Here is a 12,186-nt window from a genome sequence, read left to right on the forward strand (position 1 = left end):
CCGCTTGTGCAGCCGGAAACGCCGCCGCTTGTGCGGCCGACAACGCAGCCGCTAATGCAGCCGCCAACGCGTTCTTCAGCCCGCCTCTTCACGCGAGCCATCGCCTGCGTGGCCGCAGTCAGCCTGCTCGCGGCCAGCGGCCTCGCCAACGCGGCCGCCGCCGTCTGCAGCGCGCACAGCCCGGCGCACCGCGTGGCGCTCGTCGAGCTTTACAGTAGCGAAGGCTGCAATAGCTGCCCGCCCGCCGACAACTGGCTGAGCCAGTGGAAAAACAGCGGCGCGACGCAAAGCATCGTGCCGCTCGCGTTGCATGTGGATTACTGGAACAGTCTCGGCTGGACCGACCGTTTCTCGCAACATCGCTTCACCGAACGCCAGCAGACGCTGACGGATCTGGCCGGCGGCCACACCATCTATACGCCGGAAATCTTCGTGTCGGGCCGCGAGTTGCGTAGCTGGTCGCAACGTGACAGTTTCGATAGCCGCATCGGCAAGGTGGTCGCCGAACCGGCACAGGCGAACGTCGCCGTCGAACTGAATCCGCAGGCGCCGGGCGCCTTCAATGTCTCCGCGCAATTCACCAGCAAGGCCGCGGACGCGTCCGGGCAACTCAACGCCTACGTCGCCGTGTATGAAAACGCGCTGAGCTCGCACGTCGGCGCCGGCGAAAACAGCGGAGCCACCTTGCATCACGAGCGGGTGGTGCGGCAATGGATCGGTCCGGTGCCGCTGGTCGGGGGCAATGCGCAGATTCACCGCGCCGTTCGCGTCGACGCGAACGGCGCCGATGCCGGCGGCAGTGCCGATCGTTTCGGCGTGGTGGCTTTCGTCGAAAACGATGCGACCGGCGACGTGCTGCAAGTGGCCGAACTGGCCGCCTGCCAGTGAGCGCTGTCCGGCCGTTCAACGCAACGATCTTGAAGGGGACCAGGGTAAGCGCTATGGGACCCGAGTCGGCGCGACAGCGTTAACTCTAGATGACACGCCCACTCTGTTCGACAGGAGATTTTCATGGCAACCCCTCACGTACTGCGCGAGAGCGACCAACACCTCGCACCGCCCGCCGTACCGACCCCTGGCGCGATTCACCCGGTATGGGTGCGCGTCACGCATTGGCTCAACGCGCTCGCGGCGATCCTGATGATGCTGTCCGGCTGGCGCATCTACGACGCATCACCGATTTTTCCGGGGTTTCGCTTCCCGCCCGGCATCACGCTTGGCGGCTGGCTCGGCGGCGCGCTGCAATGGCATTTCGCGGCGATGTGGCTGCTGGTTTTCAACGGTCTGCTGTATCTCTCGCTGAATCTGGCGAGCGGGCGCTTCGTGCGCAAATTCCTGCCGGTGTCGCCGCGCGCGGTGCTGCACGACTTTGTCGCCGCGCTGACCGGCAAGCTCTCACACGCCGATCTGCGCGTCTACAACGCGGTGCAGAAATTCGCCTACCTGTTCGTGGTCTGCGATCTGATCGCGCTGGTGCTGTCGGGTCTCGCGATCTGGAAATCGGTGCAGTTTCCGCTGCTGCGCGACCTGATGGGCGGCTACGACAACGCCCGCATCGTTCACTTCTGCGCGATGTCGCTGATGGCGGCGTTCATCGCCGTGCATCTGGCGATGGTGGCGCTCGTACCGCGCTCGCTGCTGGCCATGCTGCGCGGCCGCTGAGTTTCCACTGAGCCTCCATCGAGCCTCCGCTGAGCCGCCGAAACCGAAAGTTATGGATATCGAATCATGAACAATCCCATTCGAAAACCCTCGCGGCCAATCGGCCACTCGCTCGACCGCGAGTCGATCCTGATCGACGCCCGCCGCGAACTCACCATGCCGTCGCGGCGCCTGTTCGGCCAGCGTCTGCTGACGCTCGGCGGCCTGTCGATGTTGACCGGCTGCTCGCTCGTCGACAACGACTCGGTCAATAAATTCCTGACCGCCGTGTCGCGCCTGAACGACCGCGCGCAGGCCGCGCTATTCGATCCGAAGCAGCTCGCGCCGACCTACACCGAAGCGCAGATCACGCGGCCGTTCCCGTTCAACGCGTTCTACGGTATCGACGACGTGCCCGAAGTGGACGGCTCCGATTACCAATTGAAGATCGGCGGCCTCGTCAAAGGCCAGCGCGCGTGGAGCTTGCCCGAGTTGTACGCGTTGCCGCACGCCGAGCAGATCACTCGGCACATCTGTGTGGAAGGGTGGAGCGCGATCGGCCGCTGGGGCGGCACGCCGTTCGGCGATTTTCTGCGGCGCATCGGCGCGGACACCAGCGCGAAGTACGTCGGCTTCAGATGCGCGGACGACTACTACGAAAGCATCGACATGCCGACCGCGCTGCATCCGCAGACGCTGCTCACGTTCGAGTACGACGGCGAGCGCCTGCCCGCGAAATACGGCTTCCCGATGAAGCTGCGCATGCCGACCAAGCTCGGCTACAAGAATCCGAAGCACATCGTCGAGATGTTCGTCACCAACACGTTCCCCGGCGGCTATTGGGTCGACCAGGGCTACAACTGGTTCGGAGGCTCCTGACGCACGCGGGTCGCGCGACGGGCGGCGAGCGGCATTGTCGCCAGGCTCCTCACGCACCCCCGGGCGGCAGAAGCTTCGGAAATACGCCGGCGATCAGACGATCAGAGCATGAGGGCAACAGGCGATCGGATCGACCGGTTTTGAATCATCCACAACAACGGAGTTATCCCATGAAAAAATTCGCAATCGCAGCAGTGGCTGTCGCTCTTCTGACCAGCGGCGGCGCCGCGTTCGCGCAAGCCAGCGGCGCGATGTCCAACGACGCCATGTCGAAAGACACGATGTCGAAGGATTCCATGTCCAAAGACACGATGAAGAAAGACACGATGAAAAAGGACACGATGAAGCACGACAAGATGAAGAAGAGCGGCGACGCGATGGGCATGAAGCACGAAGCGTCGGGCGCCATGGCCAACTGACGCATGCTGTCGATGCCGCCCGCATAGCGTGAACGAGGCGGCGCCGAAAGCGGTGCCAAAGCCGGGGAGAAATCCCCGGCTTTTTTTGTTGCAAGTACGCCAAAAAGTTACGATTCTTTCGACTGACGCGGTGGGCGCTTACTGCATAATGCGATGCGCGCCGAGCATTTGGCGCGTGTTCGCCGCGAATCGACTCCGTTCGAATGCCGCGGCGCTGTGGCCCTTTGGCCATTTATCGTCCTTCCGTTCCACCACATGTCCGCCAGCCTCGCCCGTCCGACCGCATCGCCGATGCGGTGTCCGCCATCCCGCCACCGGGTCTTCAGCGGGGGCATCGGACCTCAAGCGGTCGGGGCGGGTTGAACGCATGTCGCCGCAACTCCCTAATCGCTTTCCGCGCAGTTTCCCCATCCGCTTGCCGCAGTCGCGCAACGGCCAGATCGCGCTGGCGCTCGGCGTCGTCTATCTCGTGTGGGGCTCGACTTATCTCGCCGTGCATGTCGCCCTCGGCTCGTTTCCGCCGCTGCTGCTGTCGGGCATGCGCAATCTGTTTGCCGGCATCGGCCTTTTTATCTTCGCGGTGCGTCGCAAGCCGGCCTGGCCGAGCGTGGCCGAAATCCGCAATGCCGGGCTGGTCGGCACGATGCTGGTCGGTTTGTCGAGCGGCATGCTGGCGTTCGGGATGCGCACCGTCGGCACCGGCACCGCTGCAGTGATGGTGGCCACCGTGCCGCTGTTCGCCACGGTGATCGCCGCAGTGGCGGGGCGCAAGATCGGCCGGGGCGAGTGGTTCGCGGTCGGACTGGGGCTCGTCGGCATCGCGATTCTTAGCCACGGCGACAGCTCGCCGGGCTCGGCGGGCGGCAGTCTGGCCATTCTGTGCGGCGCACTGTTCTGGGCCGGCGGCGCGCATCTGGCCGGGCGGCTGAAGCTGCCCTCAGACCTGTTTCTGTCGACCTCGCTGCAGATCGGGCTGGGCGGCGCGATGTCGAGCATGGTCGCGTGGGTCTCCGGCGAGCGGATGCTCGACGTGCATTTTCTGCCGGTGCTGGCGTTCATCTACCTGATGCTGGTCGGCACGATGGCCGCGTATGTCGCGTATGGCTTTCTGATCCGGCACACCAGTCCGATCATTGCCAGCAGTTGTATGTACGTGAACCCGGTGGTCGCGGTGGCGCTCGGCGCGCTGCTGCTCGGTGAGCCGGTCACGCGTTCCACCGTGATCGCGACCGTGGTGATTCTGGCGAGCGTGGGGCTGTCGTTCTGGTTCGATTACAGGAAGAAGGGGCTCGCCGCTTGAGGCGGCCAAGGGCAGGCGAGGCTCGCAGCGTTGCGAGCCTGCCGTGATAGCACGACCTGGTAGCGCGGCGCGCGGCTGAGCAAAGCGCCGCCGCCGCATCCGAGCCTTAGCCTGAGTCCAAGCCTGCGCAAACCGCGCACTTAACTAACTAAAGCGCCGCCGCCACTTCCGCGCCTTCGCGGATCGCGCGCTTCGCATCCAGTTCACCCGCCAGTTTGGCGCCGCCGATCACGTAATAGCGCGGACCGCCAGTCTGCTTGGCGGCACCCTCCGCCGCCACCGGATGCAGATCGCGCAGCGAATCCTGCCCCGCGCACACCACGATCGTGTCCACCTCAAGCCATTCCTCCACACCGTCACGCTCGATCTTCAAACCGCGCGCGCTGATTTCCCGGTACGACACGCCGCCGAGCATCTTCACGCCGTTTCTCGCCAGCGTCGCGCGATGCACCCAGCCTGACGTCTTGCCGAGTCCCATGCCCAGCTTGCCGGCCTTGCGCTGCAACAACCAGATATCGCGCGGCGGCTGCGGCGTCGACGGCGCTTTCAGGCCGCCGCGTTCCCGCACCGCGAGATCCACGCCCCATTCGTCGAGCCACGCATCGCGCGGCGTCGGCAGCGGCTCGCCGGCGCGATGCAGCAGGAACTCGCTGACGTCGAAGCCGATGCCGCCCGCGCCGATCACCGCGACGCGGTGCCCGACCGGCGCGCCACGCAACACGTCCACATAAGACAGCACGTTCGGCCCGTCGATACCGCTAATCGCCGGCCGCCGCGGCACGATGCCGGTGGCGACGATCACGTCGTCGTAAGCGCCGGCCGCCAGCAGCGCGGCATCGACGCGTGTGTCGAGCCGCACGTCGACGCGATGTCGCTGCAACTGGCTCTGAAAGTAACGGATCGTCTCGCTGAACTCTTCCTTGCCGGGCACGCGCATCGCCAGATTGAACTGGCCGCCGATGCTTGCGCCCGCATCGAACAGCGTCACGCGATGCCCGCGCGCGGCCGCCACGGTCGCCGCCGACAATCCCGCCGGGCCCGCGCCGACCACCGCGACCGAACGCGCCGCCTGCGGACCCGCGACCGGACGATAGACCAGCTCGGTCTCGCGTCCCGCGCGCGGATTCACCAGACACGACGCGCGCTGGTTCTTGAACGTGTGATCGAGACAGGCCTGATTGCAGGCGATACAGGTGTTGATTTCGTGCGCGCGGCCTTCGGCGGTCTTCACGACGAACTCCGGATCGGCCAGCAGCGGCCGCGCCATCGACACCAGATCGCCGGCGCCCTGTTCGAGCAGCGCTTCGGCGACCTCGGGCGTATTGATGCGGTTCGACACGATCACCGGCACCTTGACCGAGGCCTTCAACCGCGCGCTGAGTTCGGCGAAGGCCGCGCGCGGCACCGACGTCACGATAGTCGGCACGCGCGCCTCATGCCAGCCGATGCCGGTATTGAACATCGTCACACCGGCCGCTTCGAGCGCCTGGGCGACCTGCACGGTCTCGTCCCACGTATTGCCGCCTTCCACCAGATCGATCAGCGAGAGCCGGTACACGACGATAAAGCGTTCGCCGCACGCCGCGCGCACCCGCTCGACGATCTCGCGCGCGAGCCGCAGGCGATTCTCGATGCTGCCGCCGTAACCGTCGGTGCGCTTGTTGGTGCGCGGGCACAGGAACTGATTGAGCAGATAGCCTTCGCTGCCCATGATCTCGACACCGTCGTAGCCCGCGCGTTGCGCGAGCCGGGCGCAGCGTGCGTAGTGGCGCACGGTCTTCGCGATGCCGGCCACGCTCAGCGCGCGCGGCTTGAACTTCGAGATCGGCGATTTGAGCGCGGAAGCCGACACCACGAACGGCTGGTACCCATAGCGACCCGCATGCAGGATCTGCAGCGCGATCTTGCCGCCTTCGGCATGCACGGCTTCGGTCAACTGCCGGTGATTGCGCAGATCGAACACCGAGTTCAAAGTGCCGCCGAACGGCAGCAGCCAGCCTTCGCGATTCGGCGAGATCCCGCCGGTGATGATCAGGCCCACGCCGCCTTTGGCGCGCTCGCGGAAATAGGCGGCCAGCTTCGGGTAATGCCAGAAGCGGTCTTCCATGCCGGTGTGCATCGAACCCATCACCACGCGGTTGCGCAAGCGGGTGAAGCCGAGGTCGAGTTCGGCGAGTAAGCGTTGGTAAGGCATGCGGGGGACCGTGTAAGTATGGGACGCGGACGAACGATACACCGCGCGCCGTACCAACCCTCCGAGGAAAAATTCTAATCCACGCAAATCGTTGCGCCGTAAGACATTCTTCCGTCGCCACGAGCCAACTCGACCCCCGCGGCACACGCATTGCTCGAAGCGAGCGTCCATCGACACGGACCGCGCCGCTCCCGAAACAGGCGCGTTGTGCGGCAGGGAAGGAGGGAGTGCTCCGTTTCGGAACGCCGTCCAGACACCATTCGAAGTAGCGATGAATGCGGTGTCGGACGTTCCGAGGTTCGAAGCGAAGCACCCGTAAATCAATGGGCCATGAGCCCCACATCGATATAGGTGAACACAATGAAAACAATCCGAACCATGGCGGCGATGGCTGCTGTTGCGTCCCTTCTGAGCGCCTGCGGTGGCGGCGGCACGAGCGACGTCGGCAAGGAACTCGGCATCACGAATCCGGAGATTCATTTCATTAACGCGAATCCCAGCAGTCCGGCACTCGACTTTCTCGTGAACGGCACCGCGCCTTCGGGGCAGACCAACGTCGCCTATAAAGGCGTGACCAATCTCACCAACATCGGCACGGGCTCGACCACGGTCGCCTACGCGGCGACCAGCACGACGACCGCGCTCGCCAGCGGCAATTTCCCGAACGTCGCGAACGGTCACGACTACACCGTGATCGCGTTGCCGAACGTGACCGCGCCGGACATCGGCCTGATCGACGATCCGTTCGACAAGGGCCTGCTGTCCAATAGCGCGCGTCTGCGCGGCTTCAACGCGTCGCAGAACGCGGGCAATCTCGATCTGTACCTGGTGCCGGCCGGCACGACCGACGTCAGCAGCCTCACGCCGACCATGACGGGTGTGCAGTACAAGAACGCCGTGCCGGCCAGCGGCCAGGATTCGATCTATGTGTCCGGCGGACAATACGAGCTGATCGCGACCGTGTCCGGCAGCAAGACGCCGATCTTCCAGTCGGCTGCGTTCTCGCTGTCGAACAACGCCGACTGGCTGGTCACGTCGGTGCCGATCGGCGGCACGCTCAGCCAGTTGCTGCCGGGGCAGATCCATCTGCTGATCGCGCAGAACGGCAATACCAGCACGCCGAGTCAGGAACTGACCAACACGCTGACGGGAATGTAAACACACCGCGCTCACAGGTGCGTGCAGCGCCTGTGAGCGGCGGACAGTCCTGGGGAGGACGGAGCGGCGATCCACGCGAGTGGGTCGCCGTTTTGTTTGTGCGGGCCGTCTGGGCACGCCTGCGCTGCCCATGAAAAAAGCCCGTCGCGAGATGACCCGCGATGGGCTTTCTGTTCCTGCAAAACACAGCGTAAGGCAGCGACTCGCGGCAGCGCCGCGAAAGCGCCGCCGCGTCGCCAGAAGCCCGGCTTACTTCGCCTGATCCGCCGAGTTCGTGATGGCGTTGCCGCCCTTCGAGATGTCCTGTCCGGCGCCGGCCATCGTGTTGCAACCTGCGAGCGCAGCGGTCCCTGCAATGAGAAGCAAAGCGATCAGTCGAGTCATGAAAGTTCTCCTTGTCGAGAATGCATCGGTTGACGTGCCCATGTTGTCCGGCACGTGCGACCGGGGCTTGTGTCAGATCGCCAGTCGATCCGGTCTGATTCCATGTTAAAAAAAAGGGTGGGGGCGGCGCTGTCAGTTGCATCGCGATTTTGTTGTAGGCGGGCTCCGGTGTTTGCGTCGGCGCACTCCTACACGCGCATTAACAACGCGCCGCCGCACGTTGCTAGACCGGCGTGCGCGTGGGCGTCGCCGGCGGCAGATCGATCGACGGTGTCGCGGTGCTGACGCTCGGCATCATCACGTCGATGTCGGTGCCGTTCGGCTCGCCGCGCCGGATGTCGAAACGCCCGCCGTGCGCGGCGACGCGCTGGCGCATGCCGAGCAGCCCATGCGTGTGGGTGCGCTTCAGATCGGCCGGCATGATGCCGACGCCGTTGTCGGCGATATGCAGGGCGACCTGGCCATCGCCGACCTCTAATGCAATCGACACCTTCGACGCCCGCGCGTACTTCGCGGCATTGGTCAGCGACTCCTGGGCGACGCGAAACAGCGCGATCTCGGTCTGCTCGTCGAGCTGGATATCGTCGGCGGGGAGATGCAGATCGAGTGTCCAGTTGTTGCGTTGCGCGGCTTCGTCGGCGAGTGTGCGCAGCGCGGTGACGAGCCCGAAATTGGCCAGCACGGTAGGCCGCATGTCTTCGATGATGCGGCGCTTGAGCGCAATACCCTGGTCGAGATTGGCGAGCGCGCGTTTGAGTTTGTCGGCGATCTCCGGCGCGCTGTCCTTCAGCTTGCGGTTGGCCCACGCCACGTCCATCTTGCTGGCGGTCAGAATCGCGCCGAGTTCGTCGTGCAGTTCGCGCGCGAGCTGGGTCTTTTCGTTTTCGCTGACCGCCTGTAAATGCCAGCCCAGCGCTTCGAGCTGACGGGTGCGTTCGCTGACGAGCTGGTCGAGTTCTTCCTGTTGCGTGATCAACTGACGTTGCACGCGCGCCTGGCGATCGATCTGAATGCCGAGATTGCGAAACAGCAGAATGAACAGCACGATGTTCAAGGCCGACAGACCGGCCGCGCACAGCGTGGAAATACGCTGATCGGCGCGGCTCGCGGCAAGCGCGTGCTGCGCGCGGCGTTCCTCGTTGTCGCGCAGCAGCGTGAGCGTGCTGTCCACCAGCGACGCGTCAGCCGGATTCGCCGCGCTCAGCGGCCCGCAAGCGGCCAGATCCAGCGGATGCGGCGCCGCACGTTGCAGCGCGGCCGCGCCCGCGCCGATGCGCGCTTCGATCAGCACCAGAATCTGCGTGAAGCTCGTGAGTTCGGCGTTGTCCGCTTTGCCACCGCGGTAGAAGCGGTTCAATTGCTGTTCGCTCTGGCGAATCCGCGTGGCGGTCGCGCAATAGGCTTGCGCGGTGGCGTCCTGCTTCGTCAGAAGAAAATCGCTTTGCTGCGCGCTCAGGTTGGAGAGCTGGCTGGCGAGCGTGCTCAGTTGCACGGTGACGTCGCGGGCGTCGAGCGCGGTTTCGTACTCGGCGGCAATGCGCTCGCGCGCGGTCTCCAGAATCACCAGGCCGCCCACGGTGATGACGATCGCAACCGTCATCGCGATGGCCCAGCTACGTTTGTGCATCCACTGACTCAGTCGCGTCGTGGCCGCTGGATCGCGCGGGGTCTGCAGGTTCGACGTGTTCTGTGCATTCGGCACATTCGGCTCCTCGGATGGGGCATCAGTGTAACGTCCACCGCCGTAACGCTGCCGTAATCCAATGTAAGCGGATTCTCACACGAAAACCGGCGTGCGTCGGAATGCGCCTTCGTGCCCCGATCGATAGCATGAGCCTTGATCGTTCATTCATTGTTTCGGGAGAAAGCCACCATGCTGAAATGGGCGTTGTTCTTCGCCGTCATCGCGATAATCGCCGGCCTGCTTGGCTTTACCGGCGTTGCTGCGGGTGCGGCCGCGATTGCAAAGTTCCTGTTTATCGTGTTCGTGATTCTGTGCGTGGTGTTCCTCGTGCTCGGCTTCGTGGTGACGAAAAAAATCGTCGATTAGCGCGGCTCGCACATCGAACGGAACCCCACTGAAAGGAGAGTTGCCATGCTTCACTACGCCATTGTCTTTTTCGTGATCGCGATCATCGCCGCCGTGTTCGGGTTTACCGGCATTGCGGCGGGCGCGGCGGAAATCGCCAAGATCCTGTTCTACATTTTCCTCGTCGTCTTCGTGGTCACGTTGTTGCTCGGCGTGTTCCGAACGTAGACGCGCAGCGATTCCTCTTTGACCGGCGCATCAGGCGCGATTCGTGCGGGATGCGTTGTTCCCCCCATACGGATTAAGGAGAAATTAAATGTCGAAATCACCAGGTGCCCAGAGCGCCGCCACTCAAACTCCGCCTAACCAGCCGTTCGTGATGGACCTGAAGAAGATTCGCGAGGACGCGCGCAAGCATATGTCCGACGGTCCGGTCACGCAGAGCTACGGCGCGGACCGCGAGACCGTGCTGAAGCTGCTCAACGATGCGCTGGCCACGGAAATCGTCTGTACTTTGCGTTATAAACGGCATCACTTCATGGCCAAGGGCATCAACTCGGAGGCTGTGGCGGCGGAGTTTGCCGAACATGCGGCCGAGGAGCAGGAGCACGCCGACCGCATCGCCGAGCGCATCGTTCAACTGGGCGGCGCGCCGGATTTTGCACCGGACGGCCTGAAGACGCGCTCGCATTCGGAATACAAGGAAGGCGACAATCTGACGGACATGATCAAGGAGAACCTGGTCGCCGAGCGGATTGCCATCGACACGTATCGCGAGATCGTTCGCTATCTCGGCGAGAAGGACGTGACGACGCGTCGTATGTTCGAAGACATTCTCGCGGTCGAAGAAGAGCATGCGGACGATATGGCGGATCTTCTCGAAGGACGGGAATAGGCGCGGATACGCTATGCCGGCGCGTGCCGGGCGCGGGTGGGTCTGGAAAGAAGCAATGTCCCGCGCCCGTTGCACGCAGCATCGATAGCATGAGCCGCCGGCTTTCGCATCGCTCTGCATGACCGGCGCGCCAGCGTGCCGGAGATCATTACAATGTCTGCTCTGGAGCGTTTCCACAGCAGGGACACCAAGCCGATGATTCGAGTGTTGATAGCCGACGATCATGCGATCGTCCGAGGGGGGTTCAGGCAGTTCGTCGCCGACGAGCCGGACATGTGCGTTGCGGCGGAAGCCGCCACCGGTGACGAAACCATCAGCCTCGTGCGCGAGCAGGCGTTCGACGTGGTGCTTCTCGACATCGCGATGCCGGATAAAAACGGCATCGACACGTTGCGCGTGATCAAGCAGGTGCGCCCTGAGCAGAACGTGCTGATTCTGTCGGGCTATCCGGAGAGCCAGTACGCGATCAATCTGCTGCGCGCCGGCGCGAACGGTTATTTGAACAAGGATTGCGGGCCGGAGGAGATCGTGCGGGCGATCCGCTCGGTGGCGCGCGGGCATCGTTATTTATCCGAGGCGGTCGCCGATACGCTCGCCGACAATCTCGACAAGCCCGCCGCGGGGCGGCCGCATGAAGCGCTCTCGGAGCGCGAGTTTCAGATTTTCTGCAAGCTCGCGGCCGGCCAGCTTCCTACTGAAATCGCGGAGGAATTGCATTTGTCCGTGAAGACCGTGAGCACCTATCGGGCGCGCGTGCTCGAGAAAATGCGTTTGGCGAACAATGCCGATCTGACTTATTACGCGATCAAGAACGGCCTGATCGAATAATGGACGATCGAGACCAGCCGATGAATAGCGAACCTAACCCTGTTGCCGAGTCAGCGAATCACACGCCGTTGCGCGTGCTGCTGATCGAGGATTCGCCGCTGATCCGCCGCAGCCTGGTGGAAGCGATCGACGCGTCGGGTTTGCTGCGCGTCTGCGCTTACGCCGATTCCGCCGATCAGGCGATCGCGTTGCTGACCGACGAGGCCTTCGACGCGGTGATCGTCGACCTGCAACTCAAGCAGGGTTCAGGCGTCCCGGTGCTGGCTTATTTGCAACGCGAGGGGCTGATCGACACGGTGTTCGCCGCAGTGCTGACCAATCACGCGTTGCCGGCTTACCGGGAGCGTTGCGAGCAATACGGCGTACGGCACTTTTACGACAAGTCGTTCGAGTTCGACCGGGTGATCGACGCGCTGCATGACTATGCGTACGCACGAGGCGGCAAGTGAGCGCCTCGCG

General features: G+C 63.9%; 14 protein-coding genes. 11 read left to right on the top strand and 3 right to left on the bottom strand.

What is annotated here, in order from left to right; genetic code table 11:
- Positions 1-54: 54 nt before the first annotated feature.
- The 5 genes from GGD40_RS19735 to GGD40_RS19755 all read left to right on the top strand — a co-directional run bounded on the left by GGD40_RS19735 (position 55) and on the right by GGD40_RS19755 (position 4,239).
- Positions 55-888: a DUF1223 domain-containing protein gene (locus GGD40_RS19735; protein WP_179744624.1), complete on the top strand. Its 834-nt coding sequence runs from the start codon at positions 55-57 to the stop codon at positions 886-888.
- Between the two features lie 123 nt (positions 889-1,011).
- Positions 1,012-1,662 carry a cytochrome b/b6 domain-containing protein gene (locus GGD40_RS19740; protein WP_179744625.1) on the top strand — a complete coding sequence of 217 codons (651 nt, stop codon included), beginning with the start codon at positions 1,012-1,014 and terminating at the stop codon, positions 1,660-1,662.
- Between the two features lie 66 nt (positions 1,663-1,728).
- Positions 1,729-2,520 (top strand): molybdopterin-dependent oxidoreductase, encoded by a 792-nt coding sequence (locus tag GGD40_RS19745; RefSeq protein WP_179744626.1) that lies wholly within the window; start codon positions 1,729-1,731, stop codon positions 2,518-2,520.
- 170 nt (positions 2,521-2,690) lie between these two features.
- The gene (locus tag GGD40_RS19750) at positions 2,691-2,939 is read left to right on the top strand and encodes a pentapeptide MXKDX repeat protein (RefSeq protein ID WP_179703726.1); all 249 of its coding nucleotides are present in this window, start codon (positions 2,691-2,693) and stop codon (positions 2,937-2,939) included.
- A gap of 367 nt (positions 2,940-3,306) precedes the next feature.
- Positions 3,307-4,239, top strand: coding sequence for an EamA family transporter (locus GGD40_RS19755; RefSeq protein WP_176059707.1), 933 nt, complete (start codon positions 3,307-3,309; stop codon positions 4,237-4,239).
- A 148-nt stretch (positions 4,240-4,387) separates the two neighbouring features.
- Here GGD40_RS19755 and GGD40_RS19760 read toward each other — a convergent pair whose 3' ends face one another.
- A complete protein-coding gene (locus tag GGD40_RS19760; RefSeq protein ID WP_179744627.1) occupies positions 4,388-6,433 on the bottom strand; it encodes an NADPH-dependent 2,4-dienoyl-CoA reductase in 2,046 nt (681 codons plus the stop codon).
- Positions 6,434-6,793: 360 nt separating this feature from the next.
- On the opposite strand from GGD40_RS19760, the gene GGD40_RS19765 reads away from it, so the two are divergent.
- A complete protein-coding gene (locus tag GGD40_RS19765; RefSeq protein ID WP_179703727.1) occupies positions 6,794-7,591 on the top strand; it encodes a DUF4397 domain-containing protein in 798 nt (265 codons plus the stop codon).
- Positions 7,592-7,840: 249 nt separating this feature from the next.
- On the opposite strand, the gene GGD40_RS19770 is transcribed toward GGD40_RS19765, so the two are convergent.
- Entirely contained in the window at positions 7,841-7,975 is a 135-nt protein-coding gene (locus GGD40_RS19770) for an entericidin A/B family lipoprotein (RefSeq protein ID WP_035546684.1), read from the bottom strand.
- Positions 7,976-8,198: 223 nt separating this feature from the next.
- The gene (locus tag GGD40_RS19775) at positions 8,199-9,677 is read right to left on the bottom strand and encodes a sensor histidine kinase (RefSeq protein ID WP_373565302.1); all 1,479 of its coding nucleotides are present in this window, start codon (positions 9,675-9,677) and stop codon (positions 8,199-8,201) included.
- Positions 9,678-9,848: 171 nt separating this feature from the next.
- Between GGD40_RS19775 and GGD40_RS19780 the strand changes: the two genes are divergently transcribed.
- From GGD40_RS19780 to GGD40_RS19800, 5 genes are all read left to right on the top strand, one after another.
- Positions 9,849-10,025, top strand: coding sequence for a DUF1328 domain-containing protein (locus GGD40_RS19780; protein WP_179703728.1), 177 nt, complete (start codon positions 9,849-9,851; stop codon positions 10,023-10,025).
- A gap of 45 nt (positions 10,026-10,070) precedes the next feature.
- On the top strand, positions 10,071-10,232 hold the full coding sequence (locus GGD40_RS19785; protein WP_006052455.1) for a DUF1328 domain-containing protein: 162 nt from the start codon (positions 10,071-10,073) through the stop codon (positions 10,230-10,232).
- An 88-nt stretch (positions 10,233-10,320) separates the two neighbouring features.
- A complete protein-coding gene (locus tag GGD40_RS19790; RefSeq protein ID WP_035546680.1) occupies positions 10,321-10,899 on the top strand; it encodes a ferritin-like domain-containing protein in 579 nt (192 codons plus the stop codon).
- A gap of 195 nt (positions 10,900-11,094) precedes the next feature.
- Positions 11,095-11,727: a response regulator gene (locus GGD40_RS19795; RefSeq protein WP_179744980.1), complete on the top strand. Its 633-nt coding sequence runs from the start codon at positions 11,095-11,097 to the stop codon at positions 11,725-11,727.
- Positions 11,728-11,747: 20 nt separating this feature from the next.
- Complete coding sequence (locus tag GGD40_RS19800) at positions 11,748-12,176, top strand: response regulator (protein ID WP_179703729.1); 429 nt, start codon at positions 11,748-11,750, stop codon at positions 12,174-12,176.
- Positions 12,177-12,186: the final 10 nt, after the last annotated feature.

The organism is Paraburkholderia bryophila (assembly GCF_013409255.1).
Lineage (GTDB): Bacteria > Pseudomonadota > Gammaproteobacteria > Burkholderiales > Burkholderiaceae > Paraburkholderia.

Coding starts and splice junctions, on each gene's coding strand:
- GGD40_RS19735 (WP_179744624.1), top strand. CDS start 55: ATGCAGCCGCCAACGCGTTCTTCAGCCCGCCTCTTCACGCGAGCCATC.
- GGD40_RS19740 (WP_179744625.1), top strand. CDS start 1,012: ATGGCAACCCCTCACGTACTGCGCGAGAGCGACCAACACCTCGCACCG.
- GGD40_RS19745 (WP_179744626.1), top strand. CDS start 1,729: ATGAACAATCCCATTCGAAAACCCTCGCGGCCAATCGGCCACTCGCTC.
- GGD40_RS19750 (WP_179703726.1), top strand. CDS start 2,691: ATGAAAAAATTCGCAATCGCAGCAGTGGCTGTCGCTCTTCTGACCAGC.
- GGD40_RS19755 (WP_176059707.1), top strand. CDS start 3,307: ATGTCGCCGCAACTCCCTAATCGCTTTCCGCGCAGTTTCCCCATCCGC.
- GGD40_RS19760 (WP_179744627.1), bottom strand. CDS start 6,433: ATGCCTTACCAACGCTTACTCGCCGAACTCGACCTCGGCTTCACCCGC.
- GGD40_RS19765 (WP_179703727.1), top strand. CDS start 6,794: ATGAAAACAATCCGAACCATGGCGGCGATGGCTGCTGTTGCGTCCCTT.
- GGD40_RS19770 (WP_035546684.1), bottom strand. CDS start 7,975: ATGACTCGACTGATCGCTTTGCTTCTCATTGCAGGGACCGCTGCGCTC.
- GGD40_RS19780 (WP_179703728.1), top strand. CDS start 9,849: ATGCTGAAATGGGCGTTGTTCTTCGCCGTCATCGCGATAATCGCCGGC.
- GGD40_RS19785 (WP_006052455.1), top strand. CDS start 10,071: ATGCTTCACTACGCCATTGTCTTTTTCGTGATCGCGATCATCGCCGCC.
- GGD40_RS19790 (WP_035546680.1), top strand. CDS start 10,321: ATGTCGAAATCACCAGGTGCCCAGAGCGCCGCCACTCAAACTCCGCCT.
- GGD40_RS19795 (WP_179744980.1), top strand. CDS start 11,095: ATGATTCGAGTGTTGATAGCCGACGATCATGCGATCGTCCGAGGGGGG.
- GGD40_RS19800 (WP_179703729.1), top strand. CDS start 11,748: ATGAATAGCGAACCTAACCCTGTTGCCGAGTCAGCGAATCACACGCCG.